Below are 24,577 nucleotides of genomic sequence, written 5' to 3' on the forward strand. Positions count from 1 at the left end.
AATGAGACACATAATTTTCGGTGGCGATGGATTTGTCGGACGCTATCTCGCGCCAAAACTCCTTGCCGATGGCCATGAGGTCATTGTTGCGGATATCGTGAAAAGCGATCTGCCGCACTACGGCGACGCAGCCTTCATCGCGACCGATGTAACCGATCTGGAAGCTATCCGCAGGCTGGGCATTCGCGCTGACGACGTGATTTACAATCTGTCGGCCAAGATGCTCTCGCCGATACAAGTCCGTGCAAAGCGGCATGATTTTTTCTTTCCCGTCAATTATTACGGGACGGAGAACATCATCAAGGCAATGGATCTTGCCGGTGCGAGCAAGCTGGTCCACTTCACCACCGACATGGTGTACGGGCACACCTATACTTGGCCGCAGAAGGAAGACCATCCGTGCAAGCCGCTTGGCGAATACGGGCTTTCCAAATTGAGGACCGAGGAGCTTGCCGTTGAATGGCGGGAACGGGGAATGAATATTTCGCTGTTTCGTCCGCGTCTTATCATTGGCCCCGGACGCCTCGGCATTCTGCAAAAGCTGTTCAAGCTGATTGATTACAATCTGCCGGTGCCGATGATCGGTTCGGGCAAAAATCCCTACCAGTTTATTTCGGTGTTCGACTGTGCCGAGGCGGCATGGGCTGCTTTCAAGGCGGGTATACCTAATGAGGTCTATAATCTCGGTTCGCTCAATCCGCCTCCCGTACGCAAGCTGCTCGGTGATCTCATCCGTCACGCCGGATCGAAATCCATTCTGTTGCCGACGCCGGCCTGGGCGGTGAAACGGACGCTCGACCTGCTCGACTGGATGAACATGCCCCTCATGGACCCGGAGCAATATCTGATTGCCGATGAAATGTGTGTTCTCGATGTTTCAAAGGGCGAGCGCGAACTTGGTTGGGTGCCGCAATATCGGGACGAGGATATGTTGATCGCAGCCTATGGCGAATATCGTAAGAAAATCGGGGCAGATTCCTCGGAAGTGCGGGCTTCCGAAACGGCACAGAGGCAGAAATGACCAGAACCAATGCAACGCCAAAGCCGAAACTGCTCACTGTAGGCGAAGCGAAGGCGCTCGACTTGCCACGGATGACCGAGCTGTTCACTGCCCACCTCAATCCGGGCCAGCTTCATTTCATGAAGCTGCTCGGCTTTCATAAGGTGAAGATCGAACGCGCGGAAGGCATGTATTATTACGACCAGAACGGGCGCCCGATTCTCGATTTCTTCGGCGGGTTCGGATCGCTGGCTTTCGGCCACAATCATCCGCGCATTCTCGAAGCGAGGCGTCTATTCCAGGAAGAGATGCGCCACGAGATCGCCATCGCCTTCATGTCGCAATATGCAACTGCTCTCGCATATGACATTGCGGCCTGCTCGCCCGGCGATCTGGATATGGTGTTTCTGGGGTCTTCCGGCTCGGAAGCGATGGAAGCCGCAATCAAGGTCGCGGAGCGCGCTGCCGGTCCGAGCAAGCCGAAGATCGTCTATGCGGAAAACTCATTCCACGGGAAGACGAAGGGCGTTCTGTCCATCACGGATGGCGGGCTTTATCGCGGCGAATTCAAGCTGGTCGACAACACTGTGCGTGTGCCTTTCGGCGATATAGAAGCCATTGAAAATGCGTTTCGCGCGGACCCTGAAATCGGGGTGATCGTGCTTGAAACGGTGCAGGGCGGCGGCGGCATCATTCAGGCTGATGCAGAGTTCTGGCAGAAGCTGCGTGGCCTGTGTGACCAGTATGGTGTCATCTGGATCGCCGACGAAGTGCAGTGCGGGTTGGGACGAACCGGGAAATTCTACGCTTTCGAGCATTATGGCGTCATACCGGATGTCACCGCGCTGGCGAAATCGCTTGGCGGCGGAAAGACGGCTATGGCCGCGATGATTGCCCGTCGCGACATCTATATGAAGGCTTATGGCACGCCAAAGACGGCGATGATTCATGCCATGGCAACCTTTGGCGGGATCGGCGAAGCCTGTGTCACTTCCATCGAAGCCTTGAATGTTCTGTACGACGAGCATCTGATCGATAACGCAGCCGAGGTAGGGGATTACCTTCTGGAAAGGCTGCGAGAGGTGCAGAGCCGCTATCCCGCGCTTGTGAAAGACGTGCGCGGGAAGGGGATGATGGTGGGGCTGGAGTTCCACGATTTTTCCCAAACCATGCCGGCTGTGCTGCGGCCAGTTCTGGCGATGCTGGATGAAAAGCTGAAAGGCTCGCTCCCTGGCTTCATCGGCAGCCATCTGCTGCGCGATCACAGGGTTCTGGTCGCCTTTACCGAATATAATCGCAATGTCATTCGTCTTGAGCCACCGCTGATCTGCGAACGCCAGCATGTGGATGCGTTCATCAAGGCGCTGGATGAAGTGCTTTCGCGCGGTATCGTCCGGATTGTGCGCGATTTCGTCAAGGCTCAAATCAAGTAGGTGGATTCCACTTACGGAACAAGACCATGGCGAAGCAGCAAATCCCAACAAGGGTTCAAGGCGATAACGGTTCGATCCTTTAGCGCCTCGGCGTATATTTTCTGCAGGGCAAGGCGATTTGTCGTGGGCGGACATTTCGGACGCAATACGCCGTCAGTTGCTTCCACGGCGGCTTTCGCTTCTTCGGACAGAGCGGGAACCGTGCGGAAAGGGTCAGCGCCGATCTGGATATGCCGTGTAGCGTCACGGTCCAAAACCCAAGCGAAAGGGTTGACGAAATCAAGCGTCATGATGCTTTGCAGGCGAGTGTTGATGCGGTTTTCGAAGGATTTCAGATCCTTCACCATCTGGTTTGCAGAAAGGAGCCAGAAAACCTGAAAGTCAATTTCCGAAAAAAGCTGCCAGCTGGGTAGCTGGCCCTGTTTGGCCAGTGTTTCGAAAGCGGCACTGTTCTCCGGGTAATGCGACTGGAAAAGTTCTGCGCGCTGCAGGAAATCGGGCCGTGTCAGCACCTGCCCCATGTCCTTCAATTCCGGCAATGACGGCCGAACATAAGTGGGCGCCACAGCGACGGCGCGCAAGGTCCTGTGCGCAACCTTGGTGAAAGTCGGAATGACGCAGAAGGCGGCCAATATCAGGAAAGCGAGCTTGAAGTTCGGACTGCGAAGCTGCACCCGCTGAAAGATCATGATCAGAACAGGCCAAAGAAAAATAAACTCCTGGCTGCCGGTGTTCTGGGTTTCAAGGATGACTCCGCCGAGCAACCCGACAGCGAGCCAGACGGAGCTTCGGTCGAAGAAGCGGGGGCGTTCGCTGGAGGCCTGAGGACCGGTCCGGCGCTGCTCGTTCCAGAAAAGCATCACGACCAGGACTGAAGCGGGTAGAATGACATCCAGCTTCAACGATATGACGGTCAGGAACCGCGGAAGCAGGGCTTCTTCATTCAGTGCCAACAGTGTGGCTATATCGCGCACATAAGCGCCGACTATTCCGTTGTGCAATTCAAGAACGGATAAAGCTGCCGAAGCAGCGACTGTCGCCAGAAGGACATGACGGACCGAGATTCGTCCGCCCAGAAGCGCTGCAAGCCCGAACAGCCCGCCTGCGAGAAAGCCGGTAACTTTCATCAGGAGCAGGGCGAACATCGTCGTCGCGCAAAACAGCGCAAGCTTTGGGCTGTCACGCATAAACATCAGCCCGCACATGAGCACGTAAAGCAGAAGCGACGTGTGACGGTTATAAATACCGAAGCCGTCCAGTCCGGGATACGGATAGAAGCTCTGCGTGTTGGCGGGAAAAGTCGCGAAAACCAGAAATGGAACAAGGAGGAGAAATCCGGTGGTCCGGCTTTGGGAACGAAGCTCGGCCAGCAGCCAGAACATCAGTGGGGCTGCCACGATCAATATGGACCATTGCACAAGCAACAACGGCTGCGCTTTGGGAAACAGGGATTGTCCCCACGCGAAAAGATAATAGCCAAGCGGTCCGACCGGTGTGGCGAAGTCCAAATTGGGAACCTGCCCCATCTTTATGCGCTGGGCTGCATCGAAGTAGATGTAGCTGTCCCAGTACATGGGGCCGATAGGGGCATTGAGCTGGAATGACAGAAGAACAATCAGCAGGATGAGCGCAAAGGCCAGCCAGAACAGAGGCGCGGATAACAGCGGCGCTTTTGCCGTTTTGAAGGTCGTACCGAAGAACATGAAACCCCACTCCCATGCGTAATGCGCAGAGATTAACGGCTGACCCTTAAAACAACAGAAATAGGGAAAGACCGCTTGACCCAACTCGATTTCAAAAGGGGACTTCCAGATATGAGAACGCCCACTGCACTGGGAGGAGGAGTGTGCAGTGGGCGAATCTATAAAGCGCGATTGGGAGGAGGAGTATCGCGCTTCGCGTTCGGTTTTTGGGAGGAGGAGTAAAACCGAACAACCGCAAGATAGGAATACGGCGTCTCGCTTGCAAGGGGCAACCTTGCAATGCAGATATGCATTTTTGTGTGACTAAAAAGAAACCGCCCCGCAGCGATCTAGCGCGCAGGGGCGGTACTCCCTCCTCCAAGTGAGACGAACAATAACTCCGCTCATGAAGAAAGCAACCCCTAATATAACTACATAAATTTCAGAAAATACTGAAAATAGTATACGATTATCCAGTGGAGCGCCGTTCTGCACTTCGTCGACAGAAGCACGGACAGCTACGTTGCAGTCTGGTTTGTCCGTATACGCGTCGAGTTCTTGGAGTTTGTTCCAGAATTCGTCTTTTGGGCTGCAAATGGCAATTTATCTGCGTTCCCATGCTGCCTATTTTTCCTGCGCATAATCGGTCCCGAAAAAGACTGCGGCTTTTCGGGGCGAGTAGAAAACCACCATTTCCGCACACATACGCGGTTCTTTGATTCAATCTCCTGGACGGTCGTGAGGCGAAGAAATGTTCAGGAAAACAAAGGGGCCTCAACCTCTGGGAGATATTGTCTGCGGATTTTCTAACAATGGTGCAAATTGCCTATTTATTTTTATCGAAGCTGTGATTAAGTTCCGTCATCTTCTTCGCTTGGGGGCTTTCGAGGAAGGTACGCCGCCTCAGCGCGTTCATCGCCGCGGGGCGGTTTTCATTTGGGGTGTGGAAAGTGCATATCAGCAATGCAAGCTTGTTAATTGAGTGGGCGCGCCGAAGGGATTATTAAAAATCCATCCCGGCTTGCTCCTCCTCCCAAAAGCCGGGCCGGAGCGCGATATTCCTCCTCCCAATCGCGCTTACTGATCAAGCCCGCAACGCTCACCTCCTCCCGAGCATTGTGGGCTTTTCTGTATTTCGGTCACGTAATTTTTCAGGCTGGAACGTATTGTTAGTTCCAGAATCGCAGCTAACGTTCCATTTTCATTGTGCGTGCACTCCTGAGAGCTCGCCCGCCTCGCGCCCCTAAGCCCCCCGCCCAAACGCGAGGCGGTTCCTTTTGAGCGGAACCTTCCCAAAACTTTAGCTTCCAATGCGTTCGGAAGAATTTATTCCAACTGAAGTGAGCTTCATTGGACACCGAAGGCCTTAGGAAAGCTTCTCTTTCTTCGGTTATTATGCGCCGCTATGGGAGGCAGGCGCTCTGCGTTGCGTTTTGTTTCCGAATTTCCGGAATCGGCGGCGTCGATATGCGATGTCAGTCCTTTGACCTGTGATCACCTTCCGCAATGGATAAAATATACTTTTAAAAATATCGATTTAATTATATTATATTTCTCTCTCTGCACAATTTCTGCTCAGTTATCTAAATAAAATTTATTATAAAATTATAATACATTACGTAGCGTCAATTTTGATTGGAATTTAAGTTTATATTTTTCTGTATCGACTTCTGTGGACGGTCGAAGAAACGACAATGATCGGTCCAATTATCCGTTTACAATCAAGAGGAAGTTGAGTCGCTTTCGATCTTGAGGCGGCTCCGACTGTTCGGGCGGGCATGATGTTGCGTTCTGTGCCTGTCGGCGGATTCCTTGCGGGTAGTTGTGTTCTGATCGTCGAATGGAATGGTTTCTCCAATTCAGGAGACCTTCACGCTTCAGAAATTAACCATCCGTTAACCATTGCGCATATAGACCGGATAAACCGTTTTTTAACCAAGATGAATCAAGTGCTAACACAGTCTCGTCCAATCCGCTTGAAAGGGAGGTCCTTTCTGGCGCTGGTCCTCTCGCCTGAATTGCCGCTCGACGGCTGGCTCGACAAGCTGGATGATCTTGCAGCGCGTTCAGTCGGTTTTTTTCTCAATCGTCCGATCGTCCTCGATCTGGAAAATGTAACGATTGAACGCCCGCAACTGGTGCAGTTGCTTGAGGATCTGGTTAGCCGCGGCGTCTGGATTACGGGTTTCGAAAATGCGCGGCCTTCGCTTCTGGGACCCGGGATGCCGCCGGCGATGCGGGGCGGGCAGCCTGCCGCCGATTTCGATCCGGAAATCGCGGAATCGAAACCGAAGGAACGCACGCCAGCCGCGCCCGCATCGGTGCAACTCGTCAAGGCAGTCCCTTCCATGGTCGTCACCGAGCCGGTTCGATCCGGCCAGTCGATCTATTTTCCAGACGGCGATGTGACGATTGTCGGTTCTGTTGCATCCGGTGCGGAAGTGGTGGCTGGCGGCTCGATCCACGTCTATGGCGCACTGCGCGGCCGGGCAATGGCGGGAACGGCCGGAAACGCCGATGCGCGCATTTTTTGTCGCAAGATGGAAGCTGAGCTCGTCGCTATCGATGGTCTCTACAAGACGGCCGAAGACATGGAGAGCAGATTGCGCGGACAAGCCGTACAGCTCTGGCTCGACGGCGACTATATGATGGCCGAAACGCTGGGCTAGCCTGTTTCCCGGCAGGCGGAAATGCCTTGGGGAGCAGACGTTCGAACCGATTCCGGGCACGTTGAGTGTCACAAAAGAAAAGCAGAGCATCTCATATCCCGGGTAACGGATGTTCTGGAGGCGCGCGGGAGATACAGGAGACAAATATGGCAAAAGTGATTGTTGTAACTTCCGGTAAAGGTGGCGTTGGCAAAACGACATCTACCGCCGCAATCGGCGCCGCGCTGGCGCAACGCGGCGAGAAGACCGTCGTTATCGATTTCGATGTAGGCCTGCGTAACCTCGATCTCGTCATGGGAGCAGAACGCCGCGTCGTGTTCGATCTGGTCAATGTCATTCAGGGCGATGCAAAGCTTCCGCAGGCTTTGATCCGCGACAAGCGTCTTGAGACGCTCTACCTGCTGCCAGCCTCGCAAACGCGCGACAAGGATAACCTGACCACCGATGGTGTCGACCGCGTTATGGAAGACCTTAAGAAGGAATTCGACTGGATCATTTGCGACAGTCCTGCCGGGATTGAACGCGGTGCCACGCTCGCCATGCGCCATGCCGATATGGCCGTGGTCGTCACAAATCCCGAAGTGTCGTCGGTGCGCGACTCCGATCGCATTATCGGTCTGCTGGACGCCAAGACGCTCAAGGCCGAGCGTGGCGAACGCGTCGAAAAACATCTCCTCCTGACCCGTTACGATCCGGTACGCGCTGAACGCGGCGACATGCTGAAGGTTGATGACGTTCTGGAAATCCTGTCCATTCCGCTTTTGGGCATCATTCCGGAAAGCCAGGATGTTCTGCGGGCGTCCAATATTGGTTCCCCCGTAACGCTGGCCGATCAGCGCAGTGCGCCCGCATTGGCTTATCTCGACGCAGCCCGCCGCCTTGCCGGTGAAGAAGTGCCGATGACTGTTCCATCCGAAAAGCGCGGCCTTCTGGGTAAACTTTTCGGAAGGAGAGCGGCATGAGCCTGTTTCGTTTTTTCAGCAAACCTGCTTCCGCGCCACAAGCGCGCGAACGGTTGCAGGTTCTGCTCGCCCATGAAAGGGCGTCACATGAACATTCCGATCTCGTCGCGGTGCTGCGGGAGGAAATCCTCGCCGTGATCGCCAAGCATATCCAGATCGATCGTGACAAGGTCAGCGTGAAAATGGATCGGGGCGACCAGATGTCGACGCTTGAAGTCGATATCGAACTTCCCCTGAAGACGAAAGCGAAGGTGCGGGCAGCCTGATTACACCAATCTTGCGGATAGCCAGAAAGATGGAGGGAAAACCATGAACCGCGGTGCACTTCTCACCAGATTGAAGGAGCTTCAGGAGCTTCCAAAGTTTCAGAAGCGGGATATCTGTAGCATAAGCGCTTTCTTGCAGCTCGAGGCGCTGGCAGAACATGTCAGGGTTTGCGAAGAAGCGGCCGGTGTCGCACAAACGGGGCAGGATCAATGATCCTGCCTTTCTCGTGATCGCCTGAGCGAACATGAGGGCTCTTTGCCAGGCTAACCAGAGAACGGATTTCGATGTTCGGGCGTTACGGCACGGCAAAGAACATCTGCAAATAGCAGCCGAGGAAGACGAGGGCGATCAGCGCCGCGATGAGGAGCAGAAGTTTCATTTTTGATGCATCGCTCAATTGCTGTTCACATTCAAGAAAACAGATGGTGATTGAACGGCGGGTAAGGAAAAGCCTTGCCCCGGTTTCCTGTCTTATGGTGGCCTGCCGGTCGGATGACCGTCAGTTTTGCGGAAGAGGCGCGAGTTCCTGACGCGCCGTCATGAGGACGGTCTGCGTCAGCCCAGCAAGACGCTCGGCTGCCAGGCGGTTCACCTGCCAGAACAAGGGAATATCCAGAGCCGTATCAGGAAGGAGTTCAACCAGCCGCCCGGCTTGCAGATGCTCACCGACCAACTGCATCGGATTCATCCCCCACCCCATGCTTGACAGACTTGCATCGACGAAGGCCTGCGTCGAGGGAAGCCAATGTGTCGGGCAAGTCATGTCAGTTCCGAGAACAGAACGGACCCACCGATCCTGCAATCTGTCTTTCTGGTTGAATGTCAGCGCGGGAGCCTTGGCGATCGCACTGCGGGTTATTCCGCGGGGAAAATAGCGGGCGATGAAATCCGGCGATGCTGTGGCGCGATAGCGGAGAATGCCAAGCGGCGTGAGACGGCAGCCCTGAACCGGTTTGGAGAGCGAAGTAACAGCGGCGACGACGCGCCCACGTCGCAGCCATTCGGCGGTGTGATCCTGATCGTCGACAGCAATGTTGAAGAGATATTCCGATCTGGTGCTGAAATCCGAAATCGCTTTCAGAAACCACGTGCCCAGACTATCGGCATTGGTCGCTATGTGGAGTGTGACGCGCTGAGCCGTGCTTTCGCTACCGGACAGGCCGGGCAATTCCGCCAGAAGCTCGCGTTCGAGCATGCCGACCTGCTCAATATGGCGGCACAGCCAGTCTCCCTTTTCAGTCGCCGTGCAGGGCGTACCCCGCTCTATCAGGACTGCGCCCAGCCGCTCTTCCAGATGTTTGACGCGCTGCGAGATTGCAGACGGGGTAACGTTCAATATACGGGCGGCTTTCTCAAAACTGCCCGTCTGAACCACCATTGCCACAGCTCTCAGAGCAGAATAGTCGATCATTAGAATTCCTAAATCGGCTTTACCATATTTAACTATTCTAACCGTCGTTCATGCGCTATCCAAGTGCCAACTTACTCCCAGACGGCGACCTTTCATGAATCCTTCAGTCTACATAACCGGCCTTACCATGGGCCTCAGCTTGATTGTTGCTATTGGCGCGCAAAACGCCTTCGTGTTGCGGCAGGGATTGCGGGATGAGCATGTGTTTGCGGTCAGTCTGGTTTGCGCCATATCGGATGCCATCCTTATCCTCATCGGCGTGACCAGTTTCCAGAAGATCGCTGCCATCATGCCAGCGCTCGATCCCATCATGCGCTATGGCGGAGCGGCTTTTCTGATCTGGTATGGCGCGCGAAGCCTTCATTCCGCCTTCACATCGTCTGCCGCACTGGCGACGGCAAACGGAGCATCTGCAAGCCTGACCAAGACGCTGGCAACCTGTCTTGCGCTGACATGGCTTAACCCGCATGTTTATCTGGATACTGTCGTTCTTCTGGGAACGATCTCCACGCAGTTTCCCGGTTTGGAAACATCGTTTGCGGCAGGTGCGATCACTGCGTCTTTTCTGTTTTTCTTTTCGCTGGGCTTCGGCGCCCGCTGGCTGCGTCCGGTTTTTGCCCGTCCGTCTTCGTGGCGTATTCTGGAAGGTCTGATTGCCGTCACGATGTGGTCAATTGCGCTGAAGCTGGTGATCGGCATGTAAAGAAAAGCCGGAGGCGATAAACGCACCCGGCTTTTCAGTTTTCGGAGGGTGCTTACAGGCCCATGGCCTTGAGTTCCTGAAGCGGAGGGATCGTTTCATACATAACGGGATCGAGCCGGTCCCAGATGATCCCGCAGGTTGGCTTGTGCGGGTCCTTCACCTCGATGGTGCGGGTCGGCGTGAAAATCACGTCCGCCACCGTGTCGTAAACATCGGGCGTCAGCTTTTCGCTCAATACCTGGCAGTCATGAACGACAGCGGCTGCTGGTGTCGCCGCGGTGATGCGGCCCAGACGGTAAAGCATGCCCCATTCCGCATCGAAGAAGCCATGGCCCTTGCCGAAACGGACCCCTTCCAGATTGATCGCCCCGGTGCCTGTGACCATGTAGTCGATGACTGGCAAGGCGGAGATGTCTTTCAGCGTTACCGGCTGTCCCACGCGCTCCATGCCGTCGAGCGTAGACGCATAAAGATAATGATCCGGCGAAATCAGTTTCGGATCGAGAACCCAGAAGCCGCGCCTGATGGAATAAGTGGTGATCAGAACGGTCTTGCCGTCTTTCAAAGCCTGAAGGCGAAGGCGGTCGAGACAATTGTCGGGCGTGATGAAGATGAAATCGGCGTTCTGGTAGTAGCGATGGGCCGTCAGTCGGGCAACCGCTTCCTCGCCGCCTTCAAAATCCGCGATGAATTCCCCAAAGTCAAAATGGAAGCGGCTATCCGGAACGGCGACCTTGCGCAACTCGCTCCAGACACGTTCGCGAACGGAAGCTTTATGATCGGTGATTTCCATGGGGACTCCTTGCATTTTAGTCTGCCGGGTTCATACCCCGGCGGGCGAGCACACGGCGCTCGCAGAGGGCTACGATCTGGTAGAAAAAGACGGACAGCATGACGGAGACCACGGCGACGGCCCAGATCATGCCGTAGTCGAGATATCCGCGCGATTGGTTGAGCAGGTTTCCAAGGCCCGTTCCTGTCGCGAGCCACTCGGCGATCATGACGCCGAGCAGAGCCCGCGGCACGGCAAGGCGGATGGCAGCGAAGAGATAGGGGAGGGAGGCTGGCACCGATACGAGGCGAATCTGTTTCCAGATGCTCGCGCCGTATGCGCGGGGCACATCCAGCGCAGCACGTGGAACCAGTGCCATGCCTTGCGCCATGGTGACGAAGGCGGGAAAGAATGTAACCGAAACGGTGATCCAGAGGATCACCGACGGCCCGCGTCCCAGCAGCAGGACGAGCAGGGGCGTCAGTGCAACGAGAGGCATTGTCTGCGTGACAAGGGCGATAGGCATGAAGCCGCGCACGATGGCCGGTTTCGCGACCGACGCAATGGCAAGTGCAAAGGCAAAAAGGATGCCCGCGGCCATGCCGAGAAAGGTAAGCGGCAAGGTCTGCGAAAGCGCTGTCAGCAATTTCGTCTGGGCGACGACTGCGGACGGGGCGAGAAACAGATAATCGAACAGCGCAGCAGGTGTTTTTGCGATCATGGCCGGCGTTCCCATGACGGCAAGCAACAGCCACCACAAGAGGAACGGAAGCGCGACTGAACAAAGAGTGAGAACGAAATTCAAGCCGCGAGAGCCGCGTGGGGCAGCATCTGGAGCACTGGCCGGCACGGTGATGGCCTTGGTGCTGCCTGTCATCATTTTTGCAACAATGGAAAAAAGCGCATAGGCCAGCCCCGCGAGCAGGGTGGCGCAAAGGCCAATACCCCATAACCGGGTCGGTTCGGCTCTCCCGAGAGAACCGATCAGATAGGCACCGAGACCGAAACGTCCGCCACCGCCGAATTCGGCCAGAATGGACCCCAGAACCGCGTTCGGAGCGGCAATGCGCAGACCCGCGAGGATCGACGGCAGTGCAGACCGCAATTGCGCCAGGCGCAACACTTCCCATCGACTCCCACCATAGGCGCGAACGATATCGACCATGCGTTGGTCCGTCTGGCTGATGCCGGTTACGGTGGCAGCCATGGTGATGAAATAACAGCCGAGCGCCGCCAGCGTGATACGCGGCGTCATGCCTGAAAAAGTCAGCACCAGAATGGGTGATATGGCAATCGGCGGCAATGCAAAGATCGCGATGTTGATGCCGCGCCCCAGTTTGGCAGCAGCGGGAAACAGAGCGAACAGGATACCGGCTGCCACGGCAACGAGATTGCCGATGATAAAGCCCGCGCCTGCGCCGTGAAGTGTGGCCAGTATGTGGGCCGGATAATCGGCCCGGTCGATCCATAGGCGGGCTACAATCGCCGAAGGTGCTGGCAAGGCTCCGCCCGCGATCAGCGAAAAGCGGCCGCATATCTCCCAGATCGCAAGAAGGATAATCCAGTTGCGCAAGGTCGAGAGACGGTTGGACGGCTTCACGTCAGCCATGCAAAGCCTCCGCGACGGCGTCCTCCAGAGCATGGAATTGCGACGTACTGAATATTTCGGGACTGCGTGGACGCTCCAGTGGAATATCGATGATCTGCGCGATGCGTCCGGGGCGGCTGTGCATCACCACGATCCGGTCTGCGAGAAAAACGGCTTCGTCAATTCCATGGGTAACAAGCAGGGTTGTCGCCTTGCTTTCAAGCCATATGCGTTGAAGCTCTATGTTCATCTGGCGGCGCAATATCTGATCGAGTGCGCCAAAAGGCTCATCAAGGAACAGAACGCGCGGGTCGGTAACCAGGGAACGGGCGATGGCGACGCGCTGGCGCATGCCGCCCGAAAGCTCGCCGGGAAGCGCCTTTTCAAAGCCTTTGAGGCCGACAAGAGCGATGAGTTCCGCAATCCGCTCCGTCTTTGCGGAACGCGAAAGACCGAGAACATCCAGCGGCAAGGCGATGTTGTCTTCGACACTGCGCCATGGCATGAGCGCCGCGTCCTGAAAGGCCACGCCTGTCAGCCCGGCTTTTGCGGCCTCGACCGGGCTTTTACCCATGACAGAAACCGAGCCGCTGTCGGGCCGGTCAAGCCCCAATGCCAGCCGCAACATGGTCGACTTGCCACAGCCGGATGGCCCGATAAGTGCAGTAAACGATCCGGTCGGGCGTTCAAGCGAGACGTCGGAAAGTGCAATCACATTCGTGCCGCGCCCCGAAAAGGAGCGCGTCACGTTTTCAAGTCTGATACCGGACATGTCAGGCATCAAATTTCTTCGAGAAGAGTTGTATCGAAATGATCCCGCTTTGCGGCGATGCCGATAGTGCCGAGCGCCTTGATCGTTTTCTCAATGGCTTCTTCGCTCATGGAAAACACGCCATTCGGTGTCTCGATGAGTGGCTTCTGCGCCGTGTTGAAATAGATTTCGTTTTCGATTGAACGTCCCGTTCCCTTGAACCAGCTGTCGGCAAACCTGGGCGGATAGGCTGCGGGATCCTTGAGGTTTTCATCCCAACCCTTGCGGCTTGCGCGAAGGAACGCAACGATATCCTTGCGCTTTTCCTTGAGCGTCTGTTCCGTCACGACAACCGTGTCGTTGAAGATGGTGAAGCCGAAATCATAAAGCAGAAAGGAGACGGCCTCTTCACCAGCCTGTTGGATGGTGAAAGGAACATTGGTCGTAAAATCGAGCGACGCGTCGATTTCACCCTTGATGAGCGGCGTCGGGTCGTAGGCATAGGGAACGATATTGACTTGAGATGGGTCGATGCCCGAAATCTTCAGCATGGCTTCGACAGAAATGACGTTGACCGGTGGTACAGCAAGGGTCTTGCCGATCAGGTCCTTTGGTTCCCTGACAGGGTTCTTGGCGAGCGAAATAATGCCGATCGGATTCTTCTGGTATTGGGCGCCGATGATTTTGAAAGGTGCGCCCTGTTCGACGATGGCCTTGATCGTTGTATCCGGAGTGGTGAGGGTCAGGTCAGCCTTGCCGGCAATGATCGCACTTTCGGGAATGACATCCGGACCGCCGGAAATGTAGTTAAGGTCAAGGCCTTCTTCTCGGTAAAAACCCTTGTCGGCTGCAATGAAATAGCCGCAGAATTCGGCGTCATTGATCCAGGAAGCCTGAAAGCTGAACGGCGTATCCGCAGCTGCAAAACGATTCATGGCAGGCAGGGTTGCTGCAGCACCCATAAGTCCGAGAAAACGGCGGCGATCCAGAATTATATTCATTGAAACTTCCTCTTTGGTGCTGAATTGTCAGGCAACACCGCGCATGCGGGCGAGTTCGCGCAGCGGTGGAATCGACTGTATGTCCTCTGCGGAGACTTCGTTCCACCGGATACCGCGCGGCCGGCGACGATTGCGCGAGACTTCAATCAGACGGCTTGGTGTGGCAATGAAATCGAGAGCAATATCGCTTTCAGAAACATTAAGGCGCTCTTCCACGATCTGTACGTCGTGGACGGCTGCGACAATCAGGGATTGCTCGTCCGCAAGCCCCAGGTCGGTAAACATGCCCCATTCCAGATCGAAGAACGCATGACCTTTGCCAAAGCGAACTCCATCGATGGAAACAGCGGATGCGCCAGTCGCCACGACATCAAATCGACCGATACGGGTCAAATCTTCGAGACTGACCGACCGGCCGAAATGTTCCATCCCATCAAGCCAGGCTGCGGCTTTCTCCAACCCCGGGGGAACGGATCCCGGTTCCAGCAGGAGAAAGCCGCGCTGCATGCCGTAGGTCGGCATGATGAATGGTGTACCTGACATGATCAGGCGACGGCGCAACTCGATCATGGAATTATCCGGGGTGACAAAAACCAGATCGGCCTTTGCAAACCCTTCCAGCGCCAGCAAACGATCGGTAGCTGTCTCGACACCTTCAAAGTCCGGAATGAATTCCGAAAATTTGAGGTGGAAGCGTGCATCAGGACGTGCGACATCTTTCAGTCGCTCCCAGATGCGCTGCCGGGTATTGCGGGAGTACGCCATGGAGATTCCATGAATTTCAACGTTTCACTATCAATGAAACAAATGTTTCAGTATTGCAAGAGGCAATGATAAGCTTTTTTAGTGCATTAGAGATTCGGAATAAACGCACATGGCCTCACGTCTGGTACTGCGCATACAGGAGCGCTACGCAAAGCTCACGGCAGGGGAGCAGAAAATCGCGCAGCTCGTTCTTGAGCGCGAAGACGATATCCTGATTCATTCCGCTACCGAAATCGCGGAGATGGCCGGTGTATCCAAGGCCACGACGGCTCGTTTCTTCCAGCATCTGGGCTATGCCGATTTTAATGAAGTAAAACTTCAGGCGCGGGAGGAGCGCAATCGCACGGAGCCATACGAATATTCGGCTATCATTGATGAAGAGGTGCCGCTGGTGCGTACCATCGGCGCACATCTTGATCTGGAGATCGCCAATATCACGCGGACCTTCGAGGCGTTGCGTTCCGACAAGATGCGTGAGGCTGCGGAACTGATCGCTGCCGCGCCGCGTGTCTGGGTAATTGGAATGGGCGATGAGGAAGGGTTCGCGCGCTATGCGCGGCTTCTGTTTTCCAGGCTGCGGCACAGCGTGATGATCCTTGGCATCAATCAGGGTTCGTGGGCTGAAGATCTGGCCATGACTGGCCCGAAAGACGTATTGCTGCTGATCACGCTGCCGCCGCATCGGGCTTTGCTGAAACAAGTTCTGGGATATGCCGTTACCAGCCGGCTGAATATCGTGACCATTACGGACCGGGGATCGGTTTCGGAGGCGCAGCGTTATGCGCGTGTCGTCCTGCCGTGCCATGTGGACAGTTTCGCACTGGGGGCATCCTATACGGCTGTCAGCAGCGCCATCCGGCTTCTCGCTTTGACCTATGCTTCGCTCGCAGGCAAATCGGCGCAACAGCGGCTGGAGATCGTTGCCGGAATCCACGATGAACTCGACGACATAGACTGAAGTCTTCCGCTCATTTGTTGCGGACGTGCTCCGGGCGAAAGCCGATCCCGATCAGTCTACCCGCGAGGTGCGCCAGCATTGGCCAGCGGGCGAGATGGCGCATGAAAGCGGGCGGTCCGTCTTGTCTAGTGTCATTCGCTTCGCGTTTGCGGCGATCGCTACGCATCATGAGCTGCAATTTTTGCGTTGCCTTCGTCGGAAAGCGGCGTCGCGCCTCGACAGCCGCAAGGTGACGGGATGAGACCGAGTTGTCCTTGAGCGGTCCGGCCAGAATATTTGCTGCTGCAACAGCGTCCTGAATGGCAAGATTGACTCCGAATCCGCCGATAGGCGACATGGCATGGGCGGCGTCGCCGATGCATAAAAGTCCCGGTTTCCACCATTTCTTCAGCCGATCAATGCGTACACTCAACAGATGAACGTCATCCCATGTACGTATTTCATCCATTCGGTCAGCGGGCAATGGGGATACTTTCGCTACCGCATTCCTGAATGCTTCGAGCCCCTTCTGTTTTACCTCGGCGAAAGATTGTTTGCGGAGCACGTAACCGCATTGCCAGTAGTCGCCGCGGTCGATCATGACGAAACCTTGCCTGGGGCCGCCATGCCCCATCGTATAGGGCGGGTCATCGCCAAGGTGAGACAGTTTCATCCAAAGTATCTCGCTCGGCGAACCAAAGCTCTCGATTTCCATGCCGGCTTTTGCGCGCACCATGGAGTTCCGACCGTCGGCACCCACCACGAGTTTGGCGCTGATATTGATCGTTTCATCGAGCGTTGTCGCAACGAGACCGGTGATATTTCCGTCCCGTTCGATCAGCTCCGCCACGCTGGCGGACATGATGAGTTTGAAGTTGGGATATTTCGCAGCTTCACGCGCGATATAATTGAGAAATTCCCATTGCGGCATGAAGGCGATAAAGCGGCAGTGCGCTGGAATCCTCGAAAAATCCGCTATCGTTATGTCCTGATCGCCAATCTCCGCATGTAACCGATATGCCTTGGTATGGGGTAACGCGAGAAGCCCGTCCAGCAAGCCCAGTTCATGCATGATCTGAAGAGTAGACGGGTGAATTGTGTCGCCACGAAAATCTCGCAGGAAATCCGGATGTTTCTCGAGAACGGTTACGCTCACGCCTGAACGGGCGAGCAGAAGCCCCAACATCAGGCCTGCCGGCCCGCCGCCTGCTATCGCACAGTCCGTCTTCATGCCGTTTATATCCGATGTGACTGGTTGCATCATGACGTATCCACTCAACTATGCTGGCGCGGCCCGGAAGGCATAAAAGGACCGGCACTCTCGCAGGTCAAGCCCATGGACATCAATCTCGAAAGCAGCAAGCAGGCGAATGTCGTGATGTTATAACCAAAGTGGGCACCTCGGCGGGTTCTAGCCGAGTGCAGGCGGCTTGCTTTTACCAAGCTGACGTTCGCGGAAGACAGAAAACAGTCCAGCGCCCACGACGATAAGCGCACCGAGGACGATGTTCCAGGTCAACTGTTCATGAAATACCGTAACTGCGATACATGCGCCAATAACGAGCTGGAGGTAGGTGAGGGGCTGCACTTCTCCAGCTTCGAGAATGTCATAGGCGCGAATGAGGAAGTAATGGCTGGCTATGCCGCAGGCACAAAGAGCCGCCATCCAGAACCAGTCGCTCCGCGCAATCGGCATGAGATAGAAGCTGCCGATAAATGTAAGGGCTACAGCGCCAGCCATCCCCGTATAGAAAAAGCTGGTCATGGCATCATCGCTTTTGCTGACGGCGCGCGTTGCAACAGCGTAAACGGCAAACATGACCATCGCTGCAACAGGCAGAAGCAGGGATGCGTCGAATTTTGCATTGACCGGATTAATGATCAGCAGGACGCCAATCAGCCCGACGATGATCGCCGTCCAGCGCCTCCAGCCCACCTTTTCACCTAAAAATGGCACGGAAAGCATGGTCACCAGCAGGGGCGCCCCTTGGAAGATCGATTGCGCCGTTGCCATGCCTGCACGGCTGAGAGCGAAGATGAAAGTAACTATTTCGGCGGCAAGCAGAATGCCGCGAAAAAGCTGCAGAAACGGGCGTTTCGTTGCCGCGGCTTTGGCAATGCCGCCGGAGCGAATGGCCAGCAGAAGAACGAAAGCTGCAAAAACCCAATAGCGGATCATCGTTATCAGGATGGGTGAATAATGCGTGCCAAGGTACTTCGAGATACCATCCTGCGTCGCAAAAATGGTAACCGCGAGAAGTGTGAAGAGATAGCCTTGGCCCTTACGTGTCATGGCGCACTCATATCGGGACAATCTCGCGGGTGCTACCCGTAAATTCTCAAATGCTCAGATAGTAATGGTTTGGGCTGCACAACGCAGAAAGGCTGGCGATCAGCGCCGGCCTTTACGTGGTTGAAGCTGCTTTCGATCAACTTTCGATGTGTTGTTGCTTGGCGAGGTCCTCGACGCTCATGTCAGGCTCGTTGCGGGTTTTATAAAGCGAGTAAAGTACACCGCTTGCGAGGATGGCGAGCGTCACGACAAGCGACAGAAGCGTATTGATGTGAACGCCCAGCGGCACGAGGAAAATCTTGATGCCGATCAGCACCAGAATGATTGCAAGCGATACCTGCAGATAGCGGAACCGGTTCATAGCAGCGGCAAGTGCGAAATAAAGGGCGCGCAAGCCGAGAACGGCAAAGATGTTGGAGGTGTAGACGATGAATGTGTCCTGCGTGACAGCGAAGACGGCCGGGACCGAGTCGACTGCGAAGATGAGGTCGACTGTTTCCACCATGATAAGAGCAACTGCCAGTGGTGTCAGCCACGTAACCATCTTGCCGGTTTTCGGATGCGGTTGCTTGACCGTGAAATTGCGGCCATGCAATTCGCTGGTGATGTTGAACCGACGGCGCAGAAATTTGAAAACGGCATTCTGTTCGATGTCAGGCGTCTCATCTTTATGGCCGAACATCTTGAAGCCGGTGAAAACGAGGAACGCGCCGAAGAGGAAGAGAATCCAGTTGAACTCGTGCACAAGTGCCGCGCCCAGCCCAATCAGGATTGCCCGGAAGGCGATGACACCAAGAATACCCCAGAACAACACGCGATGCTGATAAAGGCGCGGAATGCCGAGAAAGCCGAAAATCGTGGCGATGACAAACATGTTGTCCATCGCGAGGCTCTGCTCGATCAGATAGCCGGTATAAAATTCCAGACCGGCTTCCGCTCCGCGCTGCCACCAAACCCAGCCACCGAAGGCCAGTGCGATCAGAACATAGAAGCCATAAAGCAGGAGGCTTTCCTTGGCTTCGATCTCATGTTCGTCACGATGAAGAATGCCAAGGTCGAAGACAAGCAAACCGACGACAACAATGATAAATGCCGCCCAAAAATATACAGGTGTACCAAGAAAATCGCCCGAAAGGGCTGCAATAAGCGAATCCATCGCCGGACCATCTCCATTTGAACAAGTGGAGCAGCCCCGACATCGCCATAGCGGTAGCCATGACCAGAGGGGCCCGGCGCTGCGTTCTTCAGATGTGTATCGTTTGGCGAAGTTCAAGACCGGAACATAAATTTTTTCCAGTCTCCGGTTGACGATGGCGCCTCTTGCCCCGCTGGCGCTTTATTCTCTGAGCAGGGAGAACCCACCTGCTGCGCTCACTGCCTTTTGCCAGGCTGTGCGGGAGTTTTTAGTCTGGTTGCAGAAAGCGCTACATCGCAGTGGTTGTTGAGCACTCTGTTGACCCAGTATGCGACAGCTTACGTCCTGAGCAACCCTAGGCGGTATCCCGCAATTATAAGCGTTGATGCAATCGGGCTCCGCCCCTCGAATTTCAGCCGCTCGCGGACATATTTCAAATTGCGTCGCTTTCGTTTTCCTTTGGCAGTCCAAACCACAGCCCCAGGTTTGAAAGTCCAGTCGAGCCAGCCTGTTTCGGCGATGTCGAACACTCTTACATTTCGTCTTGAGAGATAAGTTTCATAGAGTGCTCGTTGATCGAGAAAATAGAACGGTTCGTGGTTGTCGATGTAGCGTGAAACATCCTCAAAGAATTCGACGCCAGAGGGCGCGGCGTAGATCATGGCACCCAGCACTTTCATGCCAAGACGCTCATACTCATTTCTGCCCTTTTCCTCATTAAGCCGCAGGAACAGACCGACGTCGTTGCCTGGCCTAGCAGGTATGGGTTGGATTACGAGGCTGTCGATATCGAGAACTGCTACTGGACGATTGTAAGAGCGCAACAAAGCAGGAAGACGGAAAAAACGAACCGATTGGTAGAAAATAACGGTTTCAAGCTCACCCATCTCCCGTTCTATACGAGGATCAGACCAAATCTCGACGGTGATACGCGCACGTTCTTCGTCCGAAAACTGTCTCCAAAAAAAAGGCAATAACTTTCGCTGCAATTTCTGCGCGCGCGATGCTGCTTGCGCGCCAGGAGAGGGGGTGACTGTTAGATGTACCGAGTGGCCAGCCCTCAACGAGGACTTTGCAAAACCAACTGCATGCTTTCGAAAATATGCTTCATCCGATGCAGCGAAAACCAAAGGCTTCGCGCTGAAAACAGCAGAACCGTCCATAGTGCCCCCAACAACACGCAGGTAGGTATCCCCGGACGTTTCGAATTTCAACTGCAATTATTGATTGTTAAGCGATATGTGTTTATCGTTTAATCAGCGCGAATTGCGTTGATCCTCTGTAGCGCGAAAGATGCTTGGCAGAGCAGTAGTCATCGCCAAAGCGATCAGGATTAACTGCCGCTCTGCGGCAGTCAGCGATATGCATCGCTTGCGACCGTTACCTTTTGGCTTTGAATGGCTCCAAAGCATTTTGATCACGGACATAGCCCTTCGGGACGTTCGCTCGATTTTGGAGGCGCACTATCTCAATCACGATCCGAAGCTTGGAGGACAGGCTATTTGCAAGCTCGAATCTGTAACGGAAGTTGCAAAATAAACTGCAAAATGGCCTTTACAGTTCCAGTTTTGTTTCGGAAATTACGCAGGAAAATCAAGTGGCTGGGGGACCTGGATTCGAACCAAGACTAACGGAGTCAGAGTCCGCTGTTCTACCCTTAAACTATCCCCCAGCAGGGATTTGCATATGCCTTCAATCTGGAGGCCTGCAAGCGCGACAGAAGCGTTAACTTGTTCGCGACGGCCCCCATCTAGCGAACTCAAACACCGAACGCAACACTTTTCTTTGAAAAAAACAAAGCGATTTCAGTTATCCAGAAATTGCTTATTTCGAGCGCTCTGATGGTTGCAAGTTGGCTGCCGAGGAGTGCGCTTCAGATGCTGGCACATAAAAAAGCCCGGCCAGCGGAGGAGCGGCCGGGCAAGGGGCAGGCTGGCCGAGAGGGGACCCGGCATGTGAAGGTGGCGCCTGCCAGATGTAAGGTCTGCGAGTTCAAAGAGAGCAATATCTTCAAACTTCACACTGATGTCTTCAGCAGATAAGGCCTGTTGCCTTGATACGCAGGCGTGCGGCTGCAAGTTCGCTCAGAACGCAGGTGGGGTCTTCAACGCCACGATAGTGGGTCGCCGTGTAAATATCTTCTCTGCGAAGTCCGATATCGCGCAACATGTGATCGTCGAAATCGCTTAGGTTCGCCACTTGCCGTCGACCATCGGAAAACGTCCAGCGACGCATGATCGACGTAATTGCAGTCTTCACCTTTTGCGCGAGCATGAAGGTCGGTGCGCTCGTTGCCGGTAAATGCGTGGTCGTTATCTTGCTTGTCGCTGTCATGTCCGCTCTCCTTTGATATAGCGGGGCTAGGGGATCCTTATCGTCAGGTTCATTCGCTTTCGCGGCTCCTTTTCCTTTAGGATGACGGCTTTATCCAACAATCGAATTGATTGTTCCAACGAATGTTTTTAATGTCATCCTTCAATAATAGTGATGGATCACGCCAATGAGCACGCCTCTGGATCTCGATCAGTTGCAGACCTTTATAGCCATCGCGGATACAGGCAGTTTTACGCGTGCCGCGGATGCTGTTTTCAAGACACAATCGGCTGTTTCGATGCAGATGCGCCGTTTGGAAGAGCGCATCGGCAAGCCTTTGTTCGAACGAGACGGACGAACCAATCGTCTTACCGAAGAGGGGGAGCGGCTATTGCTTTATGCGCGCCGCATGATGCAGCTCAATGGCGAAACCATCGCGGCATTCGACGATACTCAATTGGAAGGCCATATTCGCATCGGTACGCCGGACGATTATGCGGATCGCTTCCTCCCGGAAATCATGGCGCGGTTTGCCAGATCAAATCCGCGCGTCGAATTGTCGGTCGTGTGCGAACCTACTGTCAATCTGGACGAGATGATTCGCCGCGGAACGCTGGATATCGCCCTCGTCACCCAGTGCGATGACAAACGACGGTCTGAGGTCGTTCGCACGGAGCCCTTGCTTTGGGTTACGTCCGCCAACCATGCAGTGCATGAAGAAGCCGTGTTGCCGCTTGCCGTGGGACGTCCAACCTGTATCTGGCGTCATGCCGCTATCGATGTGCTGGAGGCGGCCCGGCGTGATTACCGCATCATAATCACGAGCTGGTCCGCCACAGTGCTGGCGGCCGCGGTTCTTTCCGGGCTTGCGGTTTCGGTGCTTCCGGAATGCGCGCTCCGTCCGGGCATGCGCGTGCTTGGTGAGGCCGATGGTTTCGGAATGTTGCCGGAATTCGGCATCGGCATCATGCGTGGTCATACAAAACAAAACGCTGTCGTAGATGCGCTTGCACAGCACATCATTGAAAGTCTAGACAATATATCGTCACCACAACCCGGCGCGATGGCTTCGGCGGAAATTTCGCCGTTTCCGGCGGTTCGTACGAGGAGGGTACGAGCCGACGAATTGCTGCCAGGCTGGTGACGAAGCAGTAAATCGCCGCATGGCTCCTTGACCAGCCATGCCACCTGGTTGCCTATGATGGGATGAGCATGGGTTCCGATTCGAGTTTTACCGGCGCATCGTCCAATGTCGCCGAGTACAGCGTTTCCGAGATTTCCGGCGCGTTGAAGCGCACGGTCGAGGATGTGTTCGGGCATGTGCGCGTACGCGGCGAAATTTCCGGCTATCGTGGCCCGCATTCGTCGGGGCACGCCTATTTTGCATTGAAAGACGATCGGTCGCGGCTGGAGGCCGTTATCTGGCGCGGTTCAATGAGCCGGTTGCGCTTCCGGCCCGAAGAAGGGATGGAGGTGATTGCCACTGGCAAACTCACCACTTATCCGGGCTCTTCCAAATATCAGATCGTCATCGAACAGATGGAGCCTGCCGGCGCCGGAGCGCTGATGGCGCTTCTGGAGGAACGCAAGCGGCGGCTGGCTTTGGAAGGCTTGTTCGATCCTGCCGTAAAGCAGCTTCTGCCTTTCATGCCTCGTGTGATTGGGGTGGTAACTTCTCCAACCGGGGCGGTCATTCGAGACATCATTCACCGGATCACAGACCGTTATCCCTTGCACGTCATGGTTTGGCCGGTGCGCGTGCAGGGCGAAACAAGCGGGCCCGAAGTGGCCGCCGCCGTAAATGGTTTCAACGCTTTGCCCGAAGGCGGAGCCATTCCGCGGCCCGATATAATCATCGTGGCGCGCGGTGGCGGCAGTCTGGAAGACCTGTGGGGGTTTAACGACGAAATCGTTGTACGCGCGGTTGCTGCATCGCATATCCCCGTGATTTCGGCTGTTGGCCATGAAACTGACTGGACCTTGATTGATCTCGCAGCCGATATTCGCGCTCCTACGCCGACAGGTGCGGCAGAAATGGCGGTACCGGTAAAAGCGGATTTGCTGGCCGCGCTGGCGGGGCAATCCGCACGGCTTTCATCTGCCATTTCCCGCTTTATCGACCTGAAACGGCAAACGCACCGTTCCGCGGCGCGGGCCCTTCCATCGGCTGACCAGCTATTGGCTTTGCCGCGCCGGCGGTTCGATGAGGCAGCTTCGCGTCTCACGCGCGCTTTGTTCGTCAATACGCAAAAGAAGCGGGTGCACTTCGAAGGTCATGCAAGACAGTTATCGCCGCGTCTTCTGCAGCGCCGGTTCACGGAGCTGGAACGCGGGATTTCCGTTCTTGGACAAAGATTGCCACGAGCGCTTGAGAAATTCCTGCGCGAACGGCGGATTGCTTTCACACATCGGGCAAATCGTCTTTCTGCTGAGCCCGTACTGCGACGCACCAAGCTTGCGACCCTCTCGATAGAGCAGTTGGATCGTCGTCGCGATCAGGCTGTGCGGCTTCTTATTGAAAGAGCCAAACGACGCGGTCAGGAGTTGGAACGTCTCATGCGTACGCTTTCTTATGAAAGCGTGCTGGAGCGTGGTTTTGCGGTTGTCTTCGATGCAGAAGGGACGCCGGTGAAGCAGGCTGCAACCGTATCGGCTGGCGAAGCATTATCGATCCGGTTTCGCGATGGCGTCGTGGCCGCGGTCGCGGATGAGGGCAGTGGGAGTGAGCGAGGAAAGCCTGCCCAAACGAAGAAAGTTCAATCTCCCGGCTCCGACAATCAGGGATCGCTATTTTAGCAACATCCAATCGCGTTGTTTTCCGCTTTCGGCTGAGTTCGGGTGGCCTTAAGGCTGACTTAAGCTTGAGCATCCTTTTTCTTGCGCATCTGTCATTGT

General features: G+C 55.2%; 21 protein-coding genes and 1 tRNA gene. 9 read left to right on the top strand and 13 right to left on the bottom strand.

Annotated features, from left to right (window positions below; all coding sequences use genetic code 11):
* The first annotated feature begins 1 nt into the window (after position 1).
* Together F9K78_RS07110 and F9K78_RS07115 are read left to right on the top strand one after the other, a co-directional pair.
* Positions 2-1,021: an NAD-dependent epimerase/dehydratase family protein gene (locus F9K78_RS07110; protein WP_122066774.1), complete on the top strand. Its 1,020-nt coding sequence runs from the start codon at positions 2-4 to the stop codon at positions 1,019-1,021.
* The gene (locus tag F9K78_RS07115; RefSeq protein WP_122066773.1) at positions 1,018-2,433 is read left to right on the top strand and encodes an aspartate aminotransferase family protein; all 1,416 of its coding nucleotides are present in this window, start codon (positions 1,018-1,020) and stop codon (positions 2,431-2,433) included. The genes F9K78_RS07110 and F9K78_RS07115 overlap by 4 nt, the downstream gene beginning before the upstream one ends.
* A gap of 11 nt (positions 2,434-2,444) precedes the next feature.
* Here F9K78_RS07115 and F9K78_RS07120 read toward each other — a convergent pair whose 3' ends face one another.
* Positions 2,445-4,136, bottom strand: coding sequence for a hypothetical protein (locus F9K78_RS07120; RefSeq protein ID WP_121986260.1), 1,692 nt, complete (start codon positions 4,134-4,136; stop codon positions 2,445-2,447).
* 1,919 nt (positions 4,137-6,055) lie between these two features.
* Between F9K78_RS07120 and minC the strand changes: the two genes are divergently transcribed.
* The 3 genes from minC to minE all read left to right on the top strand — a co-directional run bounded on the left by minC (position 6,056) and on the right by minE (position 8,012).
* Positions 6,056-6,784 carry a septum site-determining protein MinC gene (gene minC / locus F9K78_RS07130; RefSeq protein WP_121986261.1) on the top strand — a complete coding sequence of 243 codons (729 nt, stop codon included), beginning with the start codon at positions 6,056-6,058 and terminating at the stop codon, positions 6,782-6,784.
* A 146-nt stretch (positions 6,785-6,930) separates the two neighbouring features.
* The gene (gene minD, locus F9K78_RS07135; RefSeq protein WP_010660936.1) at positions 6,931-7,746 is read left to right on the top strand and encodes a septum site-determining protein MinD; all 816 of its coding nucleotides are present in this window, start codon (positions 6,931-6,933) and stop codon (positions 7,744-7,746) included.
* Complete coding sequence (gene minE / locus F9K78_RS07140) at positions 7,743-8,012, top strand: cell division topological specificity factor MinE (protein WP_006468449.1); 270 nt, start codon at positions 7,743-7,745, stop codon at positions 8,010-8,012. Before minD ends, minE begins: the two co-directional genes overlap by 4 nt.
* A gap of 500 nt (positions 8,013-8,512) precedes the next feature.
* Here the strand turns inward: minE and F9K78_RS07145 are convergent, their stop codons facing one another.
* Entirely contained in the window at positions 8,513-9,424 is a 912-nt protein-coding gene (locus F9K78_RS07145) for a LysR family transcriptional regulator ArgP (RefSeq protein WP_121986262.1), read from the bottom strand.
* A gap of 94 nt (positions 9,425-9,518) precedes the next feature.
* On the opposite strand from F9K78_RS07145, the gene F9K78_RS07150 reads away from it, so the two are divergent.
* The gene (locus F9K78_RS07150) at positions 9,519-10,127 is read left to right on the top strand and encodes a LysE/ArgO family amino acid transporter (RefSeq protein ID WP_121981034.1); all 609 of its coding nucleotides are present in this window, start codon (positions 9,519-9,521) and stop codon (positions 10,125-10,127) included.
* 52 nt (positions 10,128-10,179) lie between these two features.
* Here the strand turns inward: F9K78_RS07150 and F9K78_RS07155 are convergent, their stop codons facing one another.
* Genes F9K78_RS07155 through F9K78_RS07175 form a run of 5 tightly spaced genes read right to left on the bottom strand, consistent with a single transcriptional unit; the run spans position 10,180 to position 15,004 of the window.
* Positions 10,180-10,920: a 5-formyltetrahydrofolate cyclo-ligase gene (locus F9K78_RS07155; RefSeq protein WP_121986263.1), complete on the bottom strand. Its 741-nt coding sequence runs from the start codon at positions 10,918-10,920 to the stop codon at positions 10,180-10,182.
* 16 nt (positions 10,921-10,936) lie between these two features.
* A complete protein-coding gene (locus tag F9K78_RS07160) occupies positions 10,937-12,508 on the bottom strand; it encodes an ABC transporter permease (RefSeq protein WP_121986264.1) in 1,572 nt (523 codons plus the stop codon).
* Positions 12,501-13,268, bottom strand: a complete 768-nt coding sequence (locus F9K78_RS07165; RefSeq protein ID WP_151682111.1) for an ABC transporter ATP-binding protein — start codon at positions 13,266-13,268, stop codon at positions 12,501-12,503. The genes F9K78_RS07160 and F9K78_RS07165 overlap by 8 nt, the downstream gene beginning before the upstream one ends.
* Complete coding sequence (locus F9K78_RS07170; RefSeq protein ID WP_121986266.1) at positions 13,268-14,239, bottom strand: ABC transporter substrate-binding protein; 972 nt, start codon at positions 14,237-14,239, stop codon at positions 13,268-13,270. Before F9K78_RS07170 ends, F9K78_RS07165 begins: the two co-directional genes overlap by 1 nt.
* 27 nt (positions 14,240-14,266) lie before the next feature.
* Positions 14,267-15,004, bottom strand: coding sequence for a 5-formyltetrahydrofolate cyclo-ligase (locus F9K78_RS07175; RefSeq protein WP_121986267.1), 738 nt, complete (start codon positions 15,002-15,004; stop codon positions 14,267-14,269).
* A 109-nt stretch (positions 15,005-15,113) separates the two neighbouring features.
* Between F9K78_RS07175 and F9K78_RS07180 the strand changes: the two genes are divergently transcribed.
* Positions 15,114-15,962, top strand: a complete 849-nt coding sequence (locus tag F9K78_RS07180; RefSeq protein ID WP_121981028.1) for a MurR/RpiR family transcriptional regulator — start codon at positions 15,114-15,116, stop codon at positions 15,960-15,962.
* Positions 15,963-15,972: 10 nt separating this feature from the next.
* Here F9K78_RS07180 and F9K78_RS07185 read toward each other — a convergent pair whose 3' ends face one another.
* The 6 genes from F9K78_RS07185 to F9K78_RS07210 form a co-directional block, all read right to left on the bottom strand.
* The gene (locus F9K78_RS07185) at positions 15,973-17,205 is read right to left on the bottom strand and encodes an FAD-dependent oxidoreductase (RefSeq protein WP_121986268.1); all 1,233 of its coding nucleotides are present in this window, start codon (positions 17,203-17,205) and stop codon (positions 15,973-15,975) included.
* A gap of 147 nt (positions 17,206-17,352) precedes the next feature.
* On the bottom strand, positions 17,353-18,234 hold the full coding sequence (locus tag F9K78_RS07190; RefSeq protein WP_121981026.1) for a DMT family transporter: 882 nt from the start codon (positions 18,232-18,234) through the stop codon (positions 17,353-17,355).
* A 136-nt stretch (positions 18,235-18,370) separates the two neighbouring features.
* Complete coding sequence (locus F9K78_RS07195; protein WP_121981025.1) at positions 18,371-19,390, bottom strand: TerC family protein; 1,020 nt, start codon at positions 19,388-19,390, stop codon at positions 18,371-18,373.
* Between the two features lie 317 nt (positions 19,391-19,707).
* Entirely contained in the window at positions 19,708-20,532 is an 825-nt protein-coding gene (locus tag F9K78_RS07200) for a hypothetical protein (RefSeq protein WP_121986269.1), read from the bottom strand.
* Between the two features lie 435 nt (positions 20,533-20,967).
* A tRNA-Gln gene (locus F9K78_RS07205) sits at positions 20,968-21,041 on the bottom strand.
* Positions 21,042-21,400: 359 nt separating this feature from the next.
* A complete protein-coding gene (locus F9K78_RS07210; RefSeq protein ID WP_121986271.1) occupies positions 21,401-21,703 on the bottom strand; it encodes a DUF1127 domain-containing protein in 303 nt (100 codons plus the stop codon).
* 166 nt (positions 21,704-21,869) lie between these two features.
* Here F9K78_RS07210 and F9K78_RS07215 point away from each other — a divergent pair, with 166 nt between their 5' ends.
* Complete coding sequence (locus F9K78_RS07215) at positions 21,870-22,826, top strand: LysR substrate-binding domain-containing protein (protein ID WP_151682112.1); 957 nt, start codon at positions 21,870-21,872, stop codon at positions 22,824-22,826.
* Between the two features lie 68 nt (positions 22,827-22,894).
* Positions 22,895-24,478 (top strand): exodeoxyribonuclease VII large subunit, encoded by a 1,584-nt coding sequence (gene xseA, locus F9K78_RS07220; protein WP_121986272.1) that lies wholly within the window; start codon positions 22,895-22,897, stop codon positions 24,476-24,478.
* The last annotated feature ends 99 nt before the right edge of the window (positions 24,479-24,577 follow it).

Origin of the sequence: Brucella pseudintermedia, from assembly GCF_008932435.1 — a bacterium.
Lineage (GTDB): Bacteria > Pseudomonadota > Alphaproteobacteria > Rhizobiales > Rhizobiaceae > Brucella > Brucella pseudintermedia.

Excerpts from the sequence above, each read along its gene's own strand:
- F9K78_RS07110 (WP_122066774.1), top strand. The coding sequence starts at position 2 with ATGAGACACATAATTTTCGGTGGCGATGGATTTGTCGGACGCTATCTC.
- F9K78_RS07115 (WP_122066773.1), top strand. The coding sequence starts at position 1,018 with ATGACCAGAACCAATGCAACGCCAAAGCCGAAACTGCTCACTGTAGGC.
- F9K78_RS07120 (WP_121986260.1), bottom strand. The coding sequence starts at position 4,136 with ATGTTCTTCGGTACGACCTTCAAAACGGCAAAAGCGCCGCTGTTATCC.
- minC (WP_121986261.1), top strand. The coding sequence starts at position 6,056 with ATGAATCAAGTGCTAACACAGTCTCGTCCAATCCGCTTGAAAGGGAGG.
- minD (WP_010660936.1), top strand. The coding sequence starts at position 6,931 with ATGGCAAAAGTGATTGTTGTAACTTCCGGTAAAGGTGGCGTTGGCAAA.
- minE (WP_006468449.1), top strand. The coding sequence starts at position 7,743 with ATGAGCCTGTTTCGTTTTTTCAGCAAACCTGCTTCCGCGCCACAAGCG.
- F9K78_RS07145 (WP_121986262.1), bottom strand. The coding sequence starts at position 9,424 with ATGATCGACTATTCTGCTCTGAGAGCTGTGGCAATGGTGGTTCAGACG.
- F9K78_RS07150 (WP_121981034.1), top strand. The coding sequence starts at position 9,519 with ATGAATCCTTCAGTCTACATAACCGGCCTTACCATGGGCCTCAGCTTG.
- F9K78_RS07155 (WP_121986263.1), bottom strand. The coding sequence starts at position 10,920 with ATGGAAATCACCGATCATAAAGCTTCCGTTCGCGAACGTGTCTGGAGC.
- F9K78_RS07160 (WP_121986264.1), bottom strand. The coding sequence starts at position 12,508 with ATGGCTGACGTGAAGCCGTCCAACCGTCTCTCGACCTTGCGCAACTGG.
- F9K78_RS07165 (WP_151682111.1), bottom strand. The coding sequence starts at position 13,268 with ATGCCTGACATGTCCGGTATCAGACTTGAAAACGTGACGCGCTCCTTT.
- F9K78_RS07170 (WP_121986266.1), bottom strand. The coding sequence starts at position 14,239 with ATGAATATAATTCTGGATCGCCGCCGTTTTCTCGGACTTATGGGTGCT.
- F9K78_RS07175 (WP_121986267.1), bottom strand. The coding sequence starts at position 15,004 with ATGGCGTACTCCCGCAATACCCGGCAGCGCATCTGGGAGCGACTGAAA.
- F9K78_RS07180 (WP_121981028.1), top strand. The coding sequence starts at position 15,114 with ATGGCCTCACGTCTGGTACTGCGCATACAGGAGCGCTACGCAAAGCTC.
- F9K78_RS07185 (WP_121986268.1), bottom strand. The coding sequence starts at position 17,205 with ATGATGCAACCAGTCACATCGGATATAAACGGCATGAAGACGGACTGT.
- F9K78_RS07190 (WP_121981026.1), bottom strand. The coding sequence starts at position 18,234 with ATGACACGTAAGGGCCAAGGCTATCTCTTCACACTTCTCGCGGTTACC.
- F9K78_RS07195 (WP_121981025.1), bottom strand. The coding sequence starts at position 19,390 with ATGGATTCGCTTATTGCAGCCCTTTCGGGCGATTTTCTTGGTACACCT.
- F9K78_RS07200 (WP_121986269.1), bottom strand. The coding sequence starts at position 20,532 with ATGGACGGTTCTGCTGTTTTCAGCGCGAAGCCTTTGGTTTTCGCTGCA.
- F9K78_RS07210 (WP_121986271.1), bottom strand. The coding sequence starts at position 21,703 with ATGACAGCGACAAGCAAGATAACGACCACGCATTTACCGGCAACGAGC.
- F9K78_RS07215 (WP_151682112.1), top strand. The coding sequence starts at position 21,870 with ATGAGCACGCCTCTGGATCTCGATCAGTTGCAGACCTTTATAGCCATC.
- xseA (WP_121986272.1), top strand. The coding sequence starts at position 22,895 with ATGGGTTCCGATTCGAGTTTTACCGGCGCATCGTCCAATGTCGCCGAG.